The following is a 19,501-nucleotide window of genomic DNA, read 5'->3' as shown; positions in this document are numbered from 1 at the left end:
ACTTGTATAGACGATGTGTTTATGCATAATTGCTGTCCCCCGCTTGAATCTTGTTCATTTTAGGTTCAAGATTGATGGGTTAAAACTTAGTCCAGATCAGAGATTGATGAGGAACGGAATGACTAACCAAGCATATCCAATGGCGGTTGTTACACAAGATAGCTTAGACAGCTATATCCGCTCAGTAAACAGCTACCCAATGCTGACCGCTGAAGAGGAACGTGAACTTGCTGAGAGACTGCACTATGACGGCGAAATCGAAGCCGCAAAAGGCTTGATCCTTTCGCATTTGCGTTTCGTGGTACACGTCGCTCGAGGTTATTCTGGTTACGGCCTACCGATGGCCGACCTTGTTCAAGAAGGCAATATTGGCCTGATGAAGGCCGTTAAGCGCTTCAACCCTGAAGTCGGGGTGCGTTTGGTCTCTTTCGCTGTGCATTGGATCAAAGCTGAAATTCACGAATACGTGTTGCGTAACTGGCGTATCGTTAAGATTGCCACCACCAAAGCGCAGCGCAAACTGTTTTTCAATTTACGCAAATCTAAGAAGCGTCTTGGCTGGTTCAATAATGGCGAAGTTGAGACGGTCGCGAAAGAGCTCGGTGTAGAGCCATCAGAAGTGCGCGAAATGGAATCACGTCTCGCTGCGCAAGATGCGGCATTCGAGATGCCCAATGATGAAGATGACTCAGCCTCTTCGTATACCGCTCCTATGGTGTATTTGGAAGATAAGTCGTCTGATGTTGCGGACAACGTTGAAGCAGCCAACTGGGAAGCTCATACCAACAATCGCCTCAGCTTAGCGCTGAGTAGTTTAGATGAGCGTAGCCAACATATCGTGCGTTCACGCTGGTTAGAAGATAGCAAATCGACTTTGCAAGAACTCGCAGAAACGTACAATGTCTCTGCAGAACGTATTCGCCAGCTTGAGAAGAATGCGATGAAAAAGCTCAAAGCGGCGGTGGGTGAGTTTTAATCCGCCGAAAATAAGATTGCTACAAAGCCGAGATCGAGAGATCTCGGCTTTTTTATTGTCTGATCGAGCAGAGCTCAATTAAGAGCGCTAAGGGGATCGTGTGATTCGCTTGACCCTGTGGGTAACTCTGTGGGGAATTTATTGGCTATCTGTCAGAAAGCAGGGTGAATAAAGGGCTGATCCCTCTTAAATCGATGGGGATAGTTTTCTCTTTACACACAATCAAATAAGGATCATTACTATATGTTGTGGATCTAATCTGTTCAAAACACCTTATCAACGTAATCCACAAATTTATCCACAGATGGTCGAATAATGATCGCTAGTGGATAACCTTACAGCCATAGAGTACTTGTTGACCACTGGATAGGTTACAATGGCGTTAGATAATTAAGCTATAAAAGAGAAAGGTTATGGATCAGTTTAAACATATCGACGTGTCTGGTGCTCAAGCATTATTGGAGCAAGGACAAGCACGCATGGTCGATATTCGTGACCCGCAGTCTTTTGCGGTCAACCACGCGCAGCACGCTTTCCATCTGACCAACGATACCATGGTTACATTGATGAATGAGGTTGAGTTTGATCAACCGATATTGGTGATGTGTTATCACGGTATCAGCAGTCAAGGCGCGGCTCAGTATTTGGTTAACCAAGGCTTTGAGCAGGTGTATAGTGTTGATGGCGGTTTTGAAGCTTGGCATAGAGCTGGGCTACCAACGGAAACGAATCTAGGGTAGTAGTATGGTGCGACTGATCTCTGTGAATAATCCAAGAATGGCTCAAGCATTTATTGATTACATGGCTTCACGGCAGATCGATGTGCAGATGATGCCTGAAGGTGAGGGACAGTTTGCGCTATGGTTACTTCAGCCAGAACACCAAATGGAAGCCGAAGCCGAGCTCGACCACTTTCTGGCCAACCCGAATGCCAGTAAGTATCAAGCGGCTTCGTGGGAGTTAGCCGAAACACGTCGCAACGCATTTCGCTACCAGTCTCCCAGTATGCTCACCATGATTAAAGCCAAAGCTGGGCCGATGACGTTGGCCGTTATGCTTACTTGTGTGATGATTTTTGTATTACAACAATTTGCTAGCGGGCAAGGCGTGTTTGACGCCTTACACTTTCCTGCGTTGGCAGGCCAACAGTGGCAGTTGTGGCGCTGGTTTAGCCATGCGTTGTTACACTTTTCTGTCATGCATATTGCGTTTAACTTATTGTGGTGGTGGCAGTTAGGCGGTGACATTGAACAGCGTTTAGGGTCGACTAAGTTGATACAGATCTTCGCGCTTTCTGCGGCGCTGTCGGGCGCTGGCCAGTACTGGGTTGAAGGCGCGAACTTTGGCGGATTATCAGGCGTGGTTTATGCCTTGGTCGGTTATCTATGGATGTTAGGCTATAAAGCGCCTCAGCTTGGGCTGACTTTGCCCAAGCCCGTGATAGGTTTTATGTTGGTGTGGTTAGTTTTGGGGTTTGTTCAGCCGTTTATGGCTATTGCCAATACCGCCCATTTGGCTGGCTTGTTATCGGGGATCGTGTTGGGAATGGTCGATGCTAGTCGAGTGAGTAAACAAGCATAAAAAAACGGCGCTGATACGCCGTTTTATTATTGATAGAGATACTTAGTAAACAACAGGTCGGCAATGATAGTCTTGCCTGTTTCTGGTAGCAGGGTGGCGTTTAACTGCTCGACGAGAGTTTTACGCAGATCTTCTCGGCCGGCGAGTGAAGTAATAGTCTCTTCTGTTTGTTTACCCAGTAGCTCAACCACGGCGTCGCGTATCAGCGGTTGATGACGTTCGATCACACTAAGATCGGCTTGGCTGGCAACCATGATATCGATGCGAACTTGAATGTAACCGAGCTTTTTACCCTTGGTATAAAAGTTGGTGGTCAAATCGGGCTCTAGGGTAAAGTAAGCCAGTGTTGGTGCGCCTTCCTCTTCTGCCAATACCGGCAGGCTGACGAGTAACCCCCAAGCGATAATTATTTGGGCTAGGTAACGTTTAATCATATTTATAACTTTTCTTTCTTCCAATCACGATACTCGAATCGCCTGAGTCTTGTTACAATAGAGCATCTTTTTGTAATAAAAATGCGTTAAACACTCTTGTCGGTGGTTAACATCAAAGAATAAAGCTTTATTGTACGATGATAAGGCTACTTATTGAATATTAGTATGAATCAATCAACTGCGCTCTATTTATCTGCTTTACGTCAAGTTGAATGGCAAGATCCTACTCATTTTAACTTTCCCACTCTTGCAGCGAAGAATTGGTTGCTAGAACAGGGCTCGTTATCACGTTTATTGGAGTCGTATTGCCAACTCTTGAGCGTCGATTTACTGCACAACAAGGTCGTTAAAGCAGAAAAACTCAATGCACAAGAGATTGACTTATTGGCACAAGAACAGTGTTTGTTGCGCAAAGTGGTATTGAAGGGCGATGGCCAAGCTTGGGTACTGGGGCGAACGCTGATCCCACAGACATCAATGCAGGGGCAGCATTTTGATCTCGCGGAGCAAGGCGAAATCCCACTTGGATTAACGGTGTTTAGCGCTAGCAACGTCAAACGCGATGCGCTTCAAGTGGCAAGTCTTGAGTTAGAGGGTAAAACCCTATTGGCGCGGCGATCGCGTTTATGGATGAATCACAAACCTATGCTGGTGGCCGAGCTGTTTTTGCCCACCGCCCCGATTTATGCGAAGGAGAATAGTTGCAATGACCGCGGATAAAGCTGTTGCTTACTGGCAGTTAATGCGCATGGATAAGCCAATCGGTACCTTGCTTTTACTGTGGCCAACCTTATGGGCATTGATTATCTCGGCGCAAGGAATGCCAAGCATTAATGTTCTTGTCGTGTTTGTGTTGGGGGTGATTTTCATGCGTGCGGCAGGGTGTGTGATCAATGACTTCGCCGACCGTAAGGTGGACGGACACGTCAAGCGCACCAAGCAGCGTCCGTTACCCTCGGGCAGAGTGAGCGCGAAAGAAGCGATTGGCTTGTTTGTGGTACTCGCCGTAAGCTCGTTCTTATTGGTTATGAGTATGAATGCGCTGACCATAAAGCTCTCTTTTGTCGGCATCTTTCTCGCCTTTATCTATCCGTTTATGAAGCGCTACACCCATTTACCTCAATTGTTTTTGGGCTTGGCGTTTAGTTGGTCTATCCCGATGGCTTGGGCGGCGGAGGCCAATGAGGTACCTATGATGGTCTGGTTTATTTTTGCGATTAATGCGCTCTGGACTATCGCCTACGATACTCAGTATGCGATGGTCGACAGAGACGATGACTTGAAAATTGGTGTTAAGTCGACGGCGATACTATTTGGTCGCTTCGATAAGATGGTGATAGGCGTGTTGCAATTGACGACATTAGCTATGCTGATGTGGGTGGGTGTTTACTACCAACTTGGTGCAAGCTATTACTGGTGTTTGCTGGTTGCTGGAGCCTTGTTTGTTTTTCAGCAGCATCTCATTCGCCATCGTGATCGTGAACTCTGTTTCCGTGCTTTCCTCAACAATAATTATGTCGGCATGGTCATTACTATCGGTCTGTTCATCGCTTTCTGGTAAAGAAAAAGGGCATCATTATGATGCCCTTTTTTGTCGCTACTTGTGTTCGGTTGCTTGATAGATGCTCTCTTTAATCGTCAATCGCACCTCTGGATAGAGCATCGAGTAGAGCAGTTTTGCTAACTCTTTGCTCTTCACGCTATCGCTGTTCCCTTCACTGTCGAGATACGCTTGCTGCTTGAGCGTGGTAAACATCGCCGAGAATACCCCTTTGTCAAAGAACTCTGGCGCGTTGATCCCGTGCAAGCGACCTAAACGCTGCGCGATATCTTGGCTTTTCTGCTCTAAATCTGATTTGGCGAGATCGGGGCTCGCAACCAACAAGTTCAGTGCAATCGCGTAACGCTGTAGTGTTTCAGTGATAGTGCGACCCAGTAGGACTAGCACCTGATTATTGGCTTGGTTCATCGCTACATTATGTTTGTCATCGATGGTCACTAAGCCTTGATGCGCTAGCTCTTCTATATAGGCTTCAGTCAGCTCGGCCAGTTTTGCCGCCTCAATACTCAGGAACAATTCTTGTTTTAGGAACGGATAGATGAGCGCGACATTGTGCTGGATCTGCTGTAATGAGAGCTGCTGATGGCGGACCAACATCTGGGCAATCAGTGATGGGATCGCCAATAAATGAATGATGTTATTGCGATAGTAGGTCATTAAGATCGACTGGTTGCGATCCAGAGAAACGATATCGCCCATGCTATCGGTTTCGATAACAAACTTATCCAGAGACTCGGAATGTTTGACTAGTGATTCCGCGCTCTCTTCCGGTACGGTATAAGTATCAGAGTAAGGCACATTGTTGAGAATCGAAAGATAGCAATTGATCTGGTTGACGAGGCTGTCGCGCGATAATGCCCGTTGACGAGACGCCAATAGCGCGGTGGCGCACAAGGTCATCGCATTCGCCGCTGCGGCATCATTGATATGGGTCATCATCTTAGTCGCGAGCGAATTCACCACCGGGTTAAGCCATTGTGGTTTGTTGCTGCCCATAGGGTCGATGTCTTTAGTCCACTCTGGCGCTTGCTCGTTGAGGTATTGATTGAGTGGAATTGGCTCACCAAAGTTCACGTAACCTTGGCCAAAGTTCTTCAGTTTGCGAATGGTGCGCAGCACCAAACTGGCGTTCTCTTTTTCTTTACGCTTACCGCGTAGCTCTTTGGCGTAGGTGCCTACTTCCATCACATGCTCATAACCGATATAGACCGGAACCAGCGTTACTGGACGATTCAGGCCTCGCAGCATCGCCTGAATCGTCATTGCGAGCATTCCGGTTTTAGCTTGCAGCAAGCGACCAGTGCGTGAGCGGCCTCCTTCACTGAAGTATTCAACCGAGTAGCCTTTAGCAAACAGCTCGGCTAGATACTCGCGAAAGATGGTCGAGTAGAGCTTGTTGCCTTTAAAGCTGCGGCGGATAAAGAATGCGCCGCCGCGACGAAATAGTGGTCCGGCTGGGAAAAAGTTGAGGTTAATACCCGCGGCAATGTGCGGCGGTACCATGCCTTCGTGATACAGCACATAGGAAAGCAACAGGTAATCCATATGACTGCGGTGACAAGGAACGTAGACAATCTCATGGCCGTCTTGCGCCAGTTTACGCACCGTTGCCGCATTGTTGATGTTTAAACCTTGGTAGATTCGGTTCCATAGCCAGCCCAGCAGTCGGTCACCGCTTTTGACCAATGAGTACGAAAAGTCAGCGGCAATCTCGTCCATAATCGCGTGCGCTTCTTTGCGTACCTTATCGATAGAGACATCTTTCGAGTTGGCTTCGTCGCGGATCACTTTCTCAATCGCCTTCGATTTCATCAGACGATCAAACAACGCCTGGCGACTGGGTAGGTTAGGCCCTGAAGCCGCCAGTTTTTGCCGCGAAAAGTGAATACGAGCAACACGCGCCAGTTTATGAGCAATGGAGGTATCGGTACCGTGTGAATCGGCCATGTAGCGCAGAGAAACCACTGGGCTAATGCGTACTAAGCAGTCACGCCCTGACACCAACACCGCTTTTGCTTTTTGTGGTCCGTTAAGTGATTGTAGGTAGGGCTTATGTTGTGACTCTTTACCCGGTTTGCGCCCCCACAATACTGTGGTCGGAATCACTTGAACATCCAGCTCTGAGTCGAATTTATGCAGTTCCAACAAATCAGAAAATAGAGTGATTGACTCGTTGGGGACGTCTTGGTCATCGCTGATCACTGTGTCGCGTGCAGAGGTAAACACATAGCGATTGAACGACTTGCCATTAATTTCAACCGCTTGCAGTGGGTCTGGTAAGCCGAGAGCAAGCGCTTGTTTTTGCACTGCCAGTAAGTCAACATTTGATCGGTATGGCAGTGCGTAAATGATTGGCTTGTTTAAATCAATACTATGATCTTCAATAGGATTTGAAGGAATTGTTGTCCCTTTTACTAACAGTGACATCGGCAACTTTAGTAAAGAGTGCGATAACATTCGTCCAGAAGACATAAGGTTCTTGGCCTCAAAATTAAATAGTTTGCATAAGCACATTTCCAGTTCTTTTGCTGTAGAAGTGGAGATGTGCCCAAGCGTGATTTTTATAGCCGGCAAGGATACCAGAAACTGGTCGAACCTTTTACCTATTATTGATTAGGAAAACGTCAATTCTCACATCGATAATATCGTCATTTCATTAGACAAGAGACCGCATTTGCAAACCAAATCGACGCATGGAGTCAAACGACTGAAGAACGCACTCAGGTACTCTCTTCAAGGGCTAAGCGCTGCGTTTAAAAATGAACCCGCATTTAAAGAAGAAGTATGGCTTGCGACTATCTTGATTCCGTTAGCAGTGCTGCTGGCTGAGAACTCGTCGCAGCGCATTGCTTTAATAGGTAGCGTGGTGCTTGTGCTCGTTGTGGAGCTCGTCAACAGTGCCATTGAGGCCGCGGTTGACAGAATGGGGACCGAGTATCATGCCTATGCTAAAAGAGCAAAAGACATGGCGTCTGCCGCCGTTATGGTGAGCATGCTGCTTGCTGGGTATGTATGGCTTGAAGTCCTCTTTTTGTCTTAATCCATCGACAATTCGCTAAACCTGCTAAAAAACAATCAATTGGCTTTTCATTTCTCAAATTACTGGATATACTCACAGTTAACTGTATAAAAAGACAGGTGACTTATGAAGCCGTTAACGCCCCGCCAACAACAAGTATTTGACCTCATCAAAAGCAAAATTGATGACACGGGTATGCCGCCAACTCGCGCCGAAATCGCACGAGAGTTAGGCTTTCGCTCTGCGAACGCAGCAGAAGAACATTTAAAAGCGCTAGCTCGCAAACAAGCGATTGAAATCATTCCAGGCGCATCGCGTGGGATTCGTATTCTGCTTGAAGATGCGGCCAATGACGAAGAAGGGTTACCTTTAATTGGTCAGGTGGCGGCTGGTGAGCCTATTCTTGCGCAAGAGCATGTCGAAACCCACTATCAAGTTGATCCCAGCATGTTTAAGCCTCAAGCCGATTTCTTGCTCCGTGTTAACGGTGAGAGTATGAAAGATATTGGCATTATGGATGGAGATTTACTCGCGGTACACAAAACTCAAGATGTGCGAGATGGCCAAGTGGTGGTAGCACGAGTCGACGATGATGTGACCGTTAAGCGTCTAGAGCGTAAAGGCTCGACGATATTACTCCATGCAGAGAATGAAGAGTTCGCTCCAATTAAGGTCGATTTGACCAGTCAGCACCTTACTATCGAGGGGCTGGCCGTCGGTATCATTCGCAATACCGATTGGATGTAAATCTCACTTGAGAGTCATTCTCATTTGTTGATTTTGTAATTGATATTCATTATCATCTTTCTTCTCGGTATAAAAGGAAGATGATAATGGCCGCTAAATCAGATGCGAACACACATCGCTACCAAATCCCAACGAATTTGTTGCAACCAATGTGGTTGCGTAGCCGTGAAAGTTTGGTCGATAACGGCCTAGTTTACGATCCTATCGCAACGCGAGCCTGCCTGCGTTGCCAACTTGCCCCTGAATGCTTCGCCGGTGATATTCATCAGAAACAGCTACTGCATGTGACACTGGCTCGCTTGTGTGATCAGCACGTTTCAGCCTTTATTAAACGTAATCCTGATGGCTGGATTATTAACGTTGGTGCGGGGTTAGATACCCGTTTTTATCGCGTCGATAATGGTCGCTGTCATTGGTTAGAGCTCGATGTAAGCGAGCATTTACTCTGGCGTGAGAAGCTCTTCCATCATAGTGAACGCTACCATCATTTGTGCGGCAGCGTCGATGACCTCAGCTGGCTCGGTCAGTTGCCCATCGCAGAAAAAGCACCCGTGATGATTGTGTGTGAACACGCATTATTGGACTGCACGGCTCAGCAAGTCGCGAAATTTATTCAAGCGCTTGGGTGTCACTTTGATAGCGCGCGAGTTTGTATGGTGTTGGCGGGCGATCTCTGTAATAGCAGACTCGGTCAAAAAATGGGGACGTCTCATTATCGACATGGTTATCGCTCCCCGGGGGATGCCATGCTCAACTGCTTGCCTTGGGCACGTTGGGTGCGTATTGATTCTCCACTAGAACGCGACTGTGGACGTTGGAAAATATGGCAGCGTTTGGTAACTAAACTCCAGTTCTTTAAGCAACGATTAACTCCGGTAGTGGTTCAGCTTCGTTGGTGATCTCAGTTACACTGGTGGCACAAGTCCCCTACGAGTAATCATCTTGTCATTACTACAAACTCTTTCCGACCGCACGGTACACAAACAAGTGCTGTTGTTGGCCATTCCTATGGTGCTCTCCAATATTACCGTTCCATTGCTCGGTTTAGTCGACGCTGCGGTGATTGGCCATCTTGAACATGCTTGGTATTTAGGGGGCGTGGCCCTTGGAAGCACAATGATCAGTGTGACTTTTTGGTTACTGGGTTTCTTGCGCATGTCGACCACTGGCCTTACCGCTCAAGCCTATGGCTCTAATAATAAGCACCAGTTTGGCTTGGTCTTGACTCAAGGCATGGTCATGGCGCTGATGTTTGCGGTGTTATTTCTTGTATTGCACGAACCCATTAGTCAATGGGTGTTGGGGCTCAGCGAGGCCAGTGATGAGGTGAAACACTATGCGGCGGAGTATTTCTCTGTACGAGTTTGGAGCGCCCCAGCGGCACTGGCGAATTATGTCATACTGGGGTGGTTACTTGGCGCTCAAAACGCTAAAGCCCCGATGTGGATGGTGATCATTATCAATGTGACCAACATTGTTCTCGATCTGTTGTTTGTGGTTGGTTTGGGCTGGAAAGTTGAGGGAGCGGCGCTCGCTTCGGTATTGGCTGATTACTCCGGGATGATGTTTGGTTTACTTTGTGTCTGGCGTCGATGGCATCAAGAGGCGTTACCTTCGCTTTTCGACTTGCTCAGAGATACCAGCCTAGGACTTAGCCGCTTTGTGCGGCTCAATCGCGATATCTTTTTACGTTCTCTTTGCTTGCAAGCGACGTTCACTTTTATGACTTTTCAAGGCGCGAGTTTTGGTGATGAGGTTGTGGCAGCCAATGCAGTGCTGATGAGCTTTTTAATGATGATCTCCTACGCGATGGATGGGTTCGCCTATGCGATGGAAGCCATGGTCGGTAAAGCGGTAGGCGCGAACGATAAACGCCAGCTATCTCGTTCATTGGTTGGCACTTTCTTTTGGAGTCTGATTATCAGCGTGATCTTGACGGGATTATTTGCCATATCCGGATCGCGTTTGATCGCCCTGATCACCGACATTGAATCCGTACAAGCGATGGCAACCGCTTATCTCCCTTGGCTGGTGGCGATGCCGCTGGTCTCGATGTGGTGTTTTCTATTGGATGGCATTTTTATTGGCGCGACCAAAGGTCGAGAAATGCGCAATGCCATGTTTGTGTCAACCAGTGGCTTTTTCGTGATGTTCTATGCGAATGCTGAAATGGGTAACCACGCCTTGTGGCTAGCGATGCTAAGTTTTATGGCGCTGCGTGGCGTCACGCTCGCTGCGGTATTGTTATATCATTGGCGTCGGCAAACGTTTTTGCTGAGCGCCTAAAAAAGCCGGACATGGTCCGGCTTTTCTCTGGTTAAAACAATCGATTCAAACCATTAAGCGCCGCGACGCGATACGCTTCCGCCATGGTTGGGTAGTTAAAGGTAGTATTGACGAAGTATTCAATGGTATTTGCTTGGCCTTTTTGCTCCATAATTGCCTGTCCGATATGGATGATTTCGGCTGCTCGCTCACCAAAACAGTGAATACCTAAGATCTCTTTAGTTTCGCGATGGAACAGAATCTTCAAGCTACCAATATCTTTACCAGCGATTTGGGCGCGAGCTAAGTGTTTGAAAGAGGAACGGCCCACTTCGTAAGGTACTTTTGCTGCGGTTAGCTCCTGCTCCGTTTTGCCTACCGAGCTGATTTCAGGAATGGTGTAGATGCCGGTTGGAATATCTTCGATGAGGTTGCCATCCGCTTGGCCTTTATTGATCGCTTGTGCGACAAAACGTCCTTGATCATAAGCGGCACTGGCGAGGCTTGGGTAGCCAATAACATCGCCGACCGCGTAGATGTGCTCGACCTCGGTTTGGTAGTTGCCATCAACTTTGAGCTGGCCACGCGAGTCGGCTTCAAGACCAACCGCCGCCAAGTTTAGTTTATCGGTATTACCCGTGCGACCATTGGCATAGAGCAGACAATCCGCACGCATCTTTTTGCCTGACTGAAGATGGACAATCACGCCATCTTCAGTGCCTTCTATTTTTTCATATGTTTCATCGTTGCGAATGACCACACCGCTGTTCCAAAAGTGGTATGACAGAGCGTCAGAGACTTCATTATCAAGGAAAGATAACAAGCGGTCGCGAGTATTGATTAAATCGGTTTTCACCCCTAAACCACGGAAGATAGACGCGTATTCACAACCGATCACCCCAGCGCCGTATATGATGATATGGCGAGGGTCGTGTTTGAGGCTTAAAATTGAGTCACTGTCGTAGATGCGTTCATGTAGAAAATCGACGTCGGCAGGTTGGTAAGGACGAGATCCTGTCGCAATCACAAAGCGATCGGCGCTGTAGGTTTCCTCTGTTCCATCGCTCTGCATAACGGCAATGGTGTATTTATCGATAAAGCGCGCGGTACCAAAAATCAGTGAGCACTGGTTGCGGTCATAGAAGCCCTGACGCAGTCTGGTTTGCTTGTCGATCACCGACTTGGCGTGACCAAGAATATTGGAGAAGGTGGAATGGATGCTGGTGTTATTGTGACAAAACAGTGGGTTGTTATTGAACTCGATAATGCGGCTCACCGCGTGGCGCAGCGCTTTCGAGGGGATGGTTCCCCAGTGAGTACACCCTCCGCCAACGCTGCTTTCCTTTTCGACTATGGCGACATTTAATCCTGCTTTGGTTAATCCCATCGCAGCCCCTTCACCACCGGGGCCACTACCAATAACGATTACATCAAAGTGGTTATTCTCGGCCATAGCGCTTTTTCCTTGTTATAGAGTCTTAACATTGCTGTAGCGAGATTTTAACTGATTCACTGCAAGCGTAAATGAAAAGCACACTAGAGAGTCGGCGAGATCACGCACAAGAAGGGAAATTGCTTAAAGGGTATGCCGTATGTCTCTAATTGATAGCGATAAGATTGAATTCTGATCTCAGCTCGGTTTAATGGCCACTTGGTCATCAAAGCAAACGATTATGGCTTATCTCGTTAAGCCAATCGTTGTATATTAAGGACATTCGCAGTAAAAACAGAATGACAACTTATGAAATCCATGGGAATTAGAGCACAGCAGAAAGAGAAGACGCGTCGTTCTTTAATCGATGCTGCGTTCAGTCAACTCAGTGCCGACCGTAGCTTTTCTAACTTGAGTTTGCGTGAAGTCGCGCGCGAAGCGGGCATTGCACCGACCTCGTTCTATCGTCATTTTAAAGATATGGATGAGTTAGGTTTGACCATGGTCGATGAAGGTGGCCTATTATTGCGTCAGCTAATGCGCCAAGCGCGGCAACGCATCGTAAAAGAGGGAAGCGTGATCCGTACTTCGGTTGAAACCTTTATGGAGTTCATTGAAAGCAGCCCAAACGTATTTCGCTTGCTGCTGCGTGAACGCTCTGGAACCTCGTTTGAATTTCGTAATGCGGTTGCGCGCGAAATCCAACATTTTGTGGCAGAGATGACCGAATATTTGATCGGCACGGGTATGGCTCGTGATGAAGCTTTTACCCAAGCCGAAGCGTCAGTGACCTTAGTCTTTAGCTCAGGAGCTGAGGCGTTAGATTTAGATAGACATCAGCGTGATGAACTCGCGGAACGTCTAATTATGCAATTGCGAATGATAGCCAAAGGGGCTTTCTGGTATCGCAAAGAACGTGAACGTAACCGATTAAAAGGTGGGATAGATTAATGTCGAATGAAACAAACCAAGTTAATCGTGGCTCTGAAAGAAAAACCTTGCTACTCGCTCTGATTGCAGGCATGTGTGGTGATGCCATGTTGTCTTGGCTAACGATGAGTGAAGTCTCTTTCTCTATTTTTCCATTGATAGCGCTAGTGCTATCAGTACAAGCTCTGTACCGAGAATATTTGACTAACCCTGTCTCTGAAGACATTCCATTGGTGGGATTAGCCTGTTTCTTTGTTGGGGCGTTCGGTCACTCTGCGTTTGTGAAAGCTCAGTATCCCGACGCAGGATCGAATATGTTAGCGATTTTCATCACTTTAGGTTTGCTGCTGTGGGTGGCGAAAAAGCTCGGCTTCCTCACCTCGAGTGAAAAGGTGCAGTCGTAACGCTAGCCCAAATGAAAGAACGAGCCTCAAGCGGCTCGTTTTTTATTGGGATTGGTCTAGTTTCTGCGCTCTAGCAGTACGCCCGCTTCCATATGGTGGGTATATGGAAACTGATCAAACAGAGCAAATCGTGTGATTTGATGTGTTTCGCAAAGCACATCGAGGTTCTCTTTCAGTGTTTCTGGGTTGCACGAGATGTACATAATACGTTCATAACCTTGAACCATCTTACAGGTATCGATATCCATACCTGCACGAGGTGGATCAACGAAAATGGTATTGCAGTTGTAGCTTTTTAGGTCGACGCCAGCATCTTTCAAACGGCGAAACTCTCGTTTGCCCTCAATTGCCTGGGTAAACTCTTCAGCAGATAGACGCAGGATCTGAACATTGTCGATATTATTGGCTTTGATATTGTATTGTGCTGATTCAACTGATGGCTTGGCTAGCTCAGTCGCCAGTACTCGGTCAAAGTTTTGCGCCAGTGCCAATGAAAAGTTGCCATTACCGCAGTAGAGCTCGAGTAAGTCACCTTGGCTATCTTGGGTGCAATCGACCGCCCATTCCAACATCTTCTCTGCTACCTTGCCATTTGGTTGGGTGAAACTGTTTTCGACTTGTTGATAGACATAAGGCTGCCCATTGACATCGAGCTTCTCGATCACATAGTCACGATCAAGAACAATTTTCATCTTACGCGCACGACCAATGAGGTTGAGATTGAAGCCTTCATCATTTAAGCGTTGTTTTAACGCCTTAGCTTCAGTGGTCCACTGTTCATCGAGTTGACGGTGGTAAAGCAGCGACACCAAAATTTCACCACTCAAGGTCGATAAAAAGTCTACTTGAAACAGCTTACGACGCAGCGAATCATTGTCTTTCATCGCATCAATAAGCAGAGGCATCACGTCGTTGATCAAGCGGCTCGCTGCAGGGAACTGGTCAACACGGTACTTTTCACGCGTCTCTTGGTTGAACATGATGTAGTAAAGATCTTCACCTTCATGCCAAACGCGAAATTCGGCGCGCATTCGATAGTGTTGCTCTGGAGATTCAAACACTTCCAACTCAGGTACATTGTAAGCTGCGAACATCTCAGTGAGACGGTCGATCTTCTCGGCCAATTGTTCTTGGTAGCGTTGTGGGTTTACATCAAGAGTCGCCATGATTATTACCTTTGGTCTGTGTACCTGTGGAGGGTGCATTTTATTTAAGAGCGCAGATTTTATTCAATCTCAGCGCTATGTCCAGTTTTGCGCGGACGATCCGGCAAAGATTGAGGCAAAGCGGAGAGAAACCCAAGCTCATTAATCACTTTATTAATAGATTAGAGCAATATTGGCTGGACAAATTATTCAATCCTCAATAACATCATCGCCAAGCTGGTGCTGTCTAGATGTATAGATGGCCAAAAGGGAATCTGGTGAGAATCCAGAACTGACGCGCAGCGGTAAAAGAGAACGAAAACTCAATCAGACACTGCATTATATTGATGTGGGAAGTCGAGTGATTAGGCGGCGAAGCCGAGCTCTTGAGTCCGAATACCTGCCAGCGGCTGAGTGATGACCACTCAGTAGGACTTACGCGATTTAGGATTACAACATGAACCGTTCTATTTTAGCGCTAGCAGTGACGTCGCTGCTAGGGCATGCCCCTTATTTATCCGCCGAAGAAATCTCTGTCGACGAAACCATCGTCGTTACTGCTAACCGTTTTGAGCAACCTCTTAGTGAAGTTATCACTTCAACGACGATTGTATCAAAGCAAGAAATTGAAGAGATTCAAGCTAAGTCTCTGGTTGACGTATTAAAACGAGTACCAAGTGTTGAAGTTTCTCAAAGTGGCGGCCGTGGTCATTCTACCTCGGTATTTATTCGCGGTTTTAATAGCAATCAAGTTTTGTTTTTGGTTGACGGCGTACGTATCAATTCTGCGGCTGGTGGGATCAGCTTTAACCATATTCCTGTTGGCATTATCGAGCGTGTAGAAGTCATTAAAGGCCCTGGTGGTGCCCTTTACGGGTCTGATGCAATCGCCGGTGTGATTAACGTCATTACCTCTTCAAGTGAATCAACTGAAGGCACAGTTGTTTCTTTGGGCGTCGGAAGTGATGCTCAAAAAGATGCGAATTTCTCTATGACGCGTGCATTTGCTAACGGCGGTATTTTAAAGCTCGCTGGTGGTTTTGAGGAGACCGATGGTTTTGATATTAAAGATCCGGCAACGGACTTAGATTATGGGTATGAAAGCCAAAATTTGTTTGTTTCCTATTCTCAGGCCTTCAACGATCAATTCTCAGGCTCTGCATCGGTTCGTTGGTATGACAGTTTAACTGAATATGATTCAGGCGGTAAAAACTACGGTTATTCAGAAAATCTGAGTATTACTGCGGATGTTCAATATAACGGTGACAAACTCAGCTCGACGTTTCGAGCCAACCAACAAGCCATTGAAAATCTAAACTACTCACAGGCCCAAGGTAAAGATAATGCAGGTACTGAGAAGAAAATTTCTTTGACGAATCTTCAGTTCCTTAATCAATATACGTTTTCTGAAAACTTTACCGTTGGTGGCGGTGTCGATTGGCGTAGAGAAAAGTTGGATGATGATGCGCTAAGTTATGGAAACCCAGATAAATTAGCTGGAGAGTCTCGTAATACAACGGGTGTGTATATATCTACTGATTTTCAGTTTGGAGATTTACAACTTACGGGCAGTGTTCGTAATGATAAGCACGATACATACGATAACCATGTTACTTGGTCGCTAGGAACGCGCTATCACCTTACGCAAGCTCACTCTTTAAGAGCGGCACTAGGCACCTCTTTTAAAGCGCCGAGCTACTCTGATTTAACCAACAACTCAGATTTGAAACCAGAAGAAGCGATCAGTCGTGAAATCGGATATACGGGTGAGTTTGAGTTGTTCACTTTGGATGTTAGTGCTTACGACAATGATGTTGATAACCTTATCATATGGTACGAAGGTTCTCCTTGGTGGTATCCAGAGAATGTAGACGCAGAATTACGTGGCCTTGAAATTAGCGGAACGTTCAATACAGGCTTTATTCACCATACGCTTATTGCTGAGTTTAAAGATCACCAAGATTCACGAGGCAATAAGCTTGCTAAACGAGCGGATGAAAACTACAAATGGTTACTGGATGCATCTTACGAAGACTTTGATTTTAATCTGACCTATACCTATACAGGAGAGCGGTTGGGCAATCCTAAAGAAGTGAGTGATCCTAATAATGAATTACCATCGGTAAGTTTATGGGATGCGTCAGTTGGATATTGGATCTCTCCTGAGCTGGTTGTACGTGCGCGAGTCGATAATTTAACTAATGAGAAGTATCAAACAGCGTTAAGTTACAACGCACCAGAGCGCCGTTATTTTGCCAACCTAACTTACCAATTCTAACTACTTACAACCGCCTTCGGGCGGTTTTACTTTTCTAAAGACGATGAAAAAGAACGTCATTATTAGTTGGTCGAGTGGCAAAGACTCGACACTGACCCTCGAAAGGCTATTAGAGAGCGATGAGTATCATGTCGTAGGGCTTTACACGACTTTTGTAAAAGATGAAGTACCATTTCAAGCGACACCGATTAAGGTTTTGGAACTTCAAGCGCAATTACTTGATCTGCCACTTATTAAAATCGAGCTGCCTGCTGTCTTCCCTAGTAACGAGGTGTACCAATCTTCGATCGTGAATGCACTCAAACAAAGCGGCTTAGCGATTGATGCTGTTGCGTTCGGCGATATGTTCTGCAACGGCATCGCGGACTATCGCCGCAGCTATATCGATCCTGCGGGCTGGGAGTGTGTTTTTCCTTTATTAGGAGAGCATTGTGCTGAGCTGGCCCAAGAGATCCTCGACCGAGAAATTCAAACCTTAGTTGTCACGACTGATGGTCACCAACTTAAGAGTCGCTACTGTGGTCAATGGTACACACGAGAGTTTGTCGATAGCTTGCCAACAGGGATTGACCCTTGTGGAGAGAATGGAGAGTTTCACACTTTGGTCACCGCCACTCGAAGTTTCTCAGGCCAGTTGGTTGTTACGCCGAGTCATATTGAATCTGGAGAGCGCTTCTCTTATCTACGTTATGCCGCGAAGAGATTGCCAAATTCAAGCCAGTGAGTATTATTGCCAAGTCAATACTTAACGAGCAAATCAAGTGGCCCATCAGCAAGCAAAAATCCTTATCTTTGACTCCGGAGTAGGGGGCCTTTCTGTCTACAAAGAGATTGTGACCAAATGCCCGCAGCTTGATTATCTGTATATCTTTGACAACAAAGCTTACCCCTATGGTGAACTAGAGCATGATGTTTTGGTCACTAGAGTAGAGGCGCTGGTGACATCGCTGGTGGAACAGTATGCGATTAATCTCGTGGTGATCGCTTGCAATACAGCGAGCACTATTGTGTTACCAAGCTTGAGAGCAAAGCTCGATATCCCAGTGGTTGGGGTTGTACCCGCTATCAAACCAGCATCAAACCTTGCCAATCAAGCAGTAGGCTTAATCGCGACGCCTGCGACCATTACTCGCCCCTATATCCATGACCTTATCCGTGATTTTTCACAGCGTAAACCCGTTAAATTGATTGGTTCAACGCGGTTAGTCGACATGGCGGAGGGAAAGCTGCGCGGCAAACCTGTCGACTGTGATGAGTTGCAATCAATTTTAGCGCCCTTGATAAATAAGGTTGATGTCGCCGTGTTAGGTTGTACTCACTTTCCGCTCATCAAGGCGGAGATACATCAGGTATTAACTGAAAATGTAGTGTTGATTGACTCGGGTGAGGCGATTGCACGTAGGGTAGAGGCACTGCTTGCGCCTCAAATGAAAAAGAATCATATCGGTAAGCGAGAGATTTTTGCTACGGCTCCCCCTTGGGAAGAGGGAGCGCTCAACGTAGCATTAAAGGAGTTGGGCTTTACTCCTGTTCGTTACTATCCGCTTGAGATTTCGGGTCGTTAGCGATTCGTACTTTTAAAGTGCGCTGCATATAGTCTTGCTCATTGAGTGCATCAATGGTTGCTTGAGCATCGGTCGCAGCAACAACAACAAAACCAAATCCTCTTCGCTTGCCTGTCCGTTTGTCCTTCATAAGGCGCACGGCAAACACTTCACCGTGTTTGGCGAACAGATCTTTCACATGGGATTCATTAGCTTTATATGGCAAGTTCCCCACATAAAGCGTTTTAGTCGCTGGATCTTTGGTTGAGTCTGTTTCGATGTTTGTGGTGGAAAGTTTAGGTATAAAAGCGCAAGCCACAACACCAACAACAAAGCTTAAAGCAGGGGAAACATCGACCTGCGAAAAGATGATTCCACCTAATACCGCTAAGGTGACCATCATTAAGGTTGATTTGTTTGAATTCATATTGGAATACAACTTTTAGGTTTGAGAAAAAAAGTCTACCGTTAACAAAATAGACACAGGGATATTACGTATATGGTTGATGTTTTTCCAACCTATTGATGTGACATGTCTCAAATGTTGAAATTTTATTCTATTCTCAGCGCTTTGTTTTCTTTTTGACCAAACAGAAATTAATTTCAAAAAAACACTTGTCTTCCTTTCAGACCTCCCTATAATGCCGCCTCACCGACACGGAGTGAGACAAACGTCACACAGCGCGTTGGAATGAGAGAAAAGAAAGTTTGAAAAAATGCTTGACTCTCAATTCGGGAAGCGTAAGATACGCACCCCTAACGACGAGGCATTTAATGCCAAGTAAGTTAGAAAAAGCTCTTTAAAAATATAGACCTATCAATCTGTGTGGGCACTCGTTGATGATAATCCAAATAGTTTCTTCGGAAACAATTTAGGTTTCAATGAAACGAAGTGACCATTGAATCGAAAGATTCAGCACAGTCAATTCAAACATTACTTTAGCTATTTATTAGCAAAGGAGTGTTCAGTATTCATTGAGCCGACAAAATCTTAAATTGAAGAGTTTGATCATGGCTCAGATTGAACGCTGGCGGCAGGCCTAACACATGCAAGTCGAGCGGAAACGAGTTATCAAAGCCTTCGGGTGGCGATAACGGCGTCGAGCGGCGGACGGGTGAGTAATGCCTGGGAAATTGCCCTGATGTGGGGGATAACCATTGGAAACGATGGCTAATACCGCATAA

General features: G+C 46.4%; 19 protein-coding genes, 1 rRNA gene and 1 riboswitch. Of the genes, 15 read left to right on the top strand and 5 right to left on the bottom strand.

Annotation, left to right across the window (positions count from 1 at the left end):
* Positions 1-118: 118 nt before the first annotated feature.
* The 3 genes from rpoH to glpG all read left to right on the top strand — a co-directional run bounded on the left by rpoH (position 119) and on the right by glpG (position 2,557).
* Positions 119-976 carry an RNA polymerase sigma factor RpoH gene (gene rpoH / locus FCU94_RS14835; protein ID WP_176289297.1) on the top strand — a complete coding sequence of 286 codons (858 nt, stop codon included), beginning with the start codon at positions 119-121 and terminating at the stop codon, positions 974-976.
* Between the two features lie 413 nt (positions 977-1,389).
* Positions 1,390-1,716 (top strand): thiosulfate sulfurtransferase GlpE, encoded by a 327-nt coding sequence (gene glpE / locus FCU94_RS14830; protein WP_176289296.1) that lies wholly within the window; start codon positions 1,390-1,392, stop codon positions 1,714-1,716.
* Between the two features lie 4 nt (positions 1,717-1,720).
* Positions 1,721-2,557 carry a rhomboid family intramembrane serine protease GlpG gene (glpG, locus tag FCU94_RS14825; protein WP_176289295.1) on the top strand — a complete coding sequence of 279 codons (837 nt, stop codon included), beginning with the start codon at positions 1,721-1,723 and terminating at the stop codon, positions 2,555-2,557.
* 26 nt (positions 2,558-2,583) lie between these two features.
* Here glpG and FCU94_RS14820 read toward each other — a convergent pair whose 3' ends face one another.
* A complete protein-coding gene (locus tag FCU94_RS14820) occupies positions 2,584-2,991 on the bottom strand; it encodes a flagellar basal body-associated protein FliL (protein ID WP_176289294.1) in 408 nt (135 codons plus the stop codon).
* A gap of 165 nt (positions 2,992-3,156) precedes the next feature.
* On the opposite strand from FCU94_RS14820, the gene FCU94_RS14815 reads away from it, so the two are divergent.
* Both FCU94_RS14815 and ubiA read left to right on the top strand, forming a co-directional pair.
* Positions 3,157-3,711 carry a chorismate lyase gene (locus FCU94_RS14815; protein ID WP_176289293.1) on the top strand — a complete coding sequence of 185 codons (555 nt, stop codon included), beginning with the start codon at positions 3,157-3,159 and terminating at the stop codon, positions 3,709-3,711.
* Positions 3,698-4,552: a 4-hydroxybenzoate octaprenyltransferase gene (gene ubiA / locus FCU94_RS14810; RefSeq protein ID WP_176289292.1), complete on the top strand. Its 855-nt coding sequence runs from the start codon at positions 3,698-3,700 to the stop codon at positions 4,550-4,552. Before FCU94_RS14815 ends, ubiA begins: the two co-directional genes overlap by 14 nt.
* Before the next feature lie 36 nt (positions 4,553-4,588).
* Here ubiA and plsB read toward each other — a convergent pair whose 3' ends face one another.
* Positions 4,589-7,024 carry a glycerol-3-phosphate 1-O-acyltransferase PlsB gene (plsB, locus tag FCU94_RS14805; protein ID WP_176289291.1) on the bottom strand — a complete coding sequence of 812 codons (2,436 nt, stop codon included), beginning with the start codon at positions 7,022-7,024 and terminating at the stop codon, positions 4,589-4,591.
* A gap of 202 nt (positions 7,025-7,226) precedes the next feature.
* Between plsB and FCU94_RS14800 the strand changes: the two genes are divergently transcribed.
* The 4 genes from FCU94_RS14800 to dinF all read left to right on the top strand — a co-directional run bounded on the left by FCU94_RS14800 (position 7,227) and on the right by dinF (position 10,604).
* Complete coding sequence (locus FCU94_RS14800) at positions 7,227-7,592, top strand: diacylglycerol kinase (RefSeq protein ID WP_176289290.1); 366 nt, start codon at positions 7,227-7,229, stop codon at positions 7,590-7,592.
* A 105-nt stretch (positions 7,593-7,697) separates the two neighbouring features.
* The gene (gene lexA, locus FCU94_RS14795) at positions 7,698-8,318 is read left to right on the top strand and encodes a transcriptional repressor LexA (RefSeq protein ID WP_176289289.1); all 621 of its coding nucleotides are present in this window, start codon (positions 7,698-7,700) and stop codon (positions 8,316-8,318) included.
* A gap of 86 nt (positions 8,319-8,404) precedes the next feature.
* Positions 8,405-9,217, top strand: a complete 813-nt coding sequence (locus FCU94_RS14790; RefSeq protein ID WP_176289288.1) for a class I SAM-dependent methyltransferase — start codon at positions 8,405-8,407, stop codon at positions 9,215-9,217.
* A 43-nt stretch (positions 9,218-9,260) separates the two neighbouring features.
* Positions 9,261-10,604 carry an MATE family efflux transporter DinF gene (gene dinF, locus FCU94_RS14785; RefSeq protein ID WP_176289287.1) on the top strand — a complete coding sequence of 448 codons (1,344 nt, stop codon included), beginning with the start codon at positions 9,261-9,263 and terminating at the stop codon, positions 10,602-10,604.
* A gap of 31 nt (positions 10,605-10,635) precedes the next feature.
* Here dinF and sthA read toward each other — a convergent pair whose 3' ends face one another.
* Entirely contained in the window at positions 10,636-12,036 is a 1,401-nt protein-coding gene (sthA, locus tag FCU94_RS14780; protein ID WP_176289286.1) for a Si-specific NAD(P)(+) transhydrogenase, read from the bottom strand.
* Positions 12,037-12,324: 288 nt separating this feature from the next.
* Here sthA and fabR point away from each other — a divergent pair, with 288 nt between their 5' ends.
* Together fabR and FCU94_RS14770 are read left to right on the top strand one after the other, a co-directional pair.
* A complete protein-coding gene (fabR, locus tag FCU94_RS14775) occupies positions 12,325-12,966 on the top strand; it encodes an HTH-type transcriptional repressor FabR (protein WP_176289285.1) in 642 nt (213 codons plus the stop codon).
* Positions 12,966-13,349, top strand: coding sequence for a YijD family membrane protein (locus FCU94_RS14770; RefSeq protein WP_176289284.1), 384 nt, complete (start codon positions 12,966-12,968; stop codon positions 13,347-13,349). Before fabR ends, FCU94_RS14770 begins: the two co-directional genes overlap by 1 nt.
* Positions 13,350-13,405: 56 nt before the next feature.
* Here FCU94_RS14770 and trmA read toward each other — a convergent pair whose 3' ends face one another.
* Positions 13,406-14,515 carry a tRNA (uridine(54)-C5)-methyltransferase TrmA gene (trmA, locus tag FCU94_RS14765; RefSeq protein WP_176289283.1) on the bottom strand — a complete coding sequence of 370 codons (1,110 nt, stop codon included), beginning with the start codon at positions 14,513-14,515 and terminating at the stop codon, positions 13,406-13,408.
* Positions 14,516-14,715: 200 nt separating this feature from the next.
* Positions 14,716-14,916, top strand: a riboswitch (cobalamin riboswitch).
* Between the two features lie 35 nt (positions 14,917-14,951).
* On the opposite strand from trmA, the gene FCU94_RS14760 reads away from it, so the two are divergent.
* Genes FCU94_RS14760 through murI form a run of 3 tightly spaced genes read left to right on the top strand, consistent with a single transcriptional unit; the run spans position 14,952 to position 18,337 of the window.
* On the top strand, positions 14,952-16,772 hold the full coding sequence (locus tag FCU94_RS14760; protein ID WP_176289282.1) for a TonB-dependent receptor domain-containing protein: 1,821 nt from the start codon (positions 14,952-14,954) through the stop codon (positions 16,770-16,772).
* 43 nt (positions 16,773-16,815) lie between these two features.
* Complete coding sequence (locus FCU94_RS14755; protein WP_176289281.1) at positions 16,816-17,496, top strand: ATPase; 681 nt, start codon at positions 16,816-16,818, stop codon at positions 17,494-17,496.
* Between the two features lie 37 nt (positions 17,497-17,533).
* A complete protein-coding gene (gene murI / locus FCU94_RS14750; protein WP_176289280.1) occupies positions 17,534-18,337 on the top strand; it encodes a glutamate racemase in 804 nt (267 codons plus the stop codon).
* On the opposite strand, the gene FCU94_RS14745 is transcribed toward murI, so the two are convergent.
* Positions 18,294-18,743 (bottom strand): RNA recognition motif domain-containing protein, encoded by a 450-nt coding sequence (locus FCU94_RS14745; protein WP_176289279.1) that lies wholly within the window; start codon positions 18,741-18,743, stop codon positions 18,294-18,296. The two genes, murI and FCU94_RS14745, sit on opposite strands and share 44 nt — an antisense overlap.
* Before the next feature lie 566 nt (positions 18,744-19,309).
* Here FCU94_RS14745 and FCU94_RS14740 point away from each other — a divergent pair.
* Positions 19,310-19,501 (top strand): 16S ribosomal RNA (locus FCU94_RS14740); the annotation flags it as partial.

It is taken from the genome of Vibrio sp. JPW-9-11-11 (genome assembly GCF_013369335.1).
Taxonomy (GTDB): domain Bacteria; phylum Pseudomonadota; class Gammaproteobacteria; order Enterobacterales; family Vibrionaceae; genus Vibrio.
Note: the sequence above shows the minus strand (reverse complement) of the source record. Positions and strands in the feature narration are given on the sequence as shown.

Bases quoted from the DNA above. Each gene is read 5' to 3' on its own strand.
- trmA (WP_176289283.1), bottom strand. From the start codon at position 14,515: ATGGCGACTCTTGATGTAAACCCACAACGCTACCAAGAACAATTGGCC.
- FCU94_RS14820 (WP_176289294.1), bottom strand. From the start codon at position 2,991: ATGATTAAACGTTACCTAGCCCAAATAATTATCGCTTGGGGGTTACTC.
- plsB (WP_176289291.1), bottom strand. From the start codon at position 7,024: ATGTCTTCTGGACGAATGTTATCGCACTCTTTACTAAAGTTGCCGATG.
- glpE (WP_176289296.1), top strand. From the start codon at position 1,390: ATGGATCAGTTTAAACATATCGACGTGTCTGGTGCTCAAGCATTATTG.
- FCU94_RS14770 (WP_176289284.1), top strand. From the start codon at position 12,966: ATGTCGAATGAAACAAACCAAGTTAATCGTGGCTCTGAAAGAAAAACC.
- FCU94_RS14790 (WP_176289288.1), top strand. From the start codon at position 8,405: ATGGCCGCTAAATCAGATGCGAACACACATCGCTACCAAATCCCAACG.
- FCU94_RS14755 (WP_176289281.1), top strand. From the start codon at position 16,816: ATGAAAAAGAACGTCATTATTAGTTGGTCGAGTGGCAAAGACTCGACA.
- sthA (WP_176289286.1), bottom strand. From the start codon at position 12,036: ATGGCCGAGAATAACCACTTTGATGTAATCGTTATTGGTAGTGGCCCC.
- rpoH (WP_176289297.1), top strand. From the start codon at position 119: ATGACTAACCAAGCATATCCAATGGCGGTTGTTACACAAGATAGCTTA.
- lexA (WP_176289289.1), top strand. From the start codon at position 7,698: ATGAAGCCGTTAACGCCCCGCCAACAACAAGTATTTGACCTCATCAAA.
- ubiA (WP_176289292.1), top strand. From the start codon at position 3,698: ATGACCGCGGATAAAGCTGTTGCTTACTGGCAGTTAATGCGCATGGAT.
- FCU94_RS14815 (WP_176289293.1), top strand. From the start codon at position 3,157: ATGAATCAATCAACTGCGCTCTATTTATCTGCTTTACGTCAAGTTGAA.
- FCU94_RS14745 (WP_176289279.1), bottom strand. From the start codon at position 18,743: ATGAATTCAAACAAATCAACCTTAATGATGGTCACCTTAGCGGTATTA.
- glpG (WP_176289295.1), top strand. From the start codon at position 1,721: ATGGTGCGACTGATCTCTGTGAATAATCCAAGAATGGCTCAAGCATTT.
- FCU94_RS14760 (WP_176289282.1), top strand. From the start codon at position 14,952: ATGAACCGTTCTATTTTAGCGCTAGCAGTGACGTCGCTGCTAGGGCAT.
- fabR (WP_176289285.1), top strand. From the start codon at position 12,325: ATGAAATCCATGGGAATTAGAGCACAGCAGAAAGAGAAGACGCGTCGT.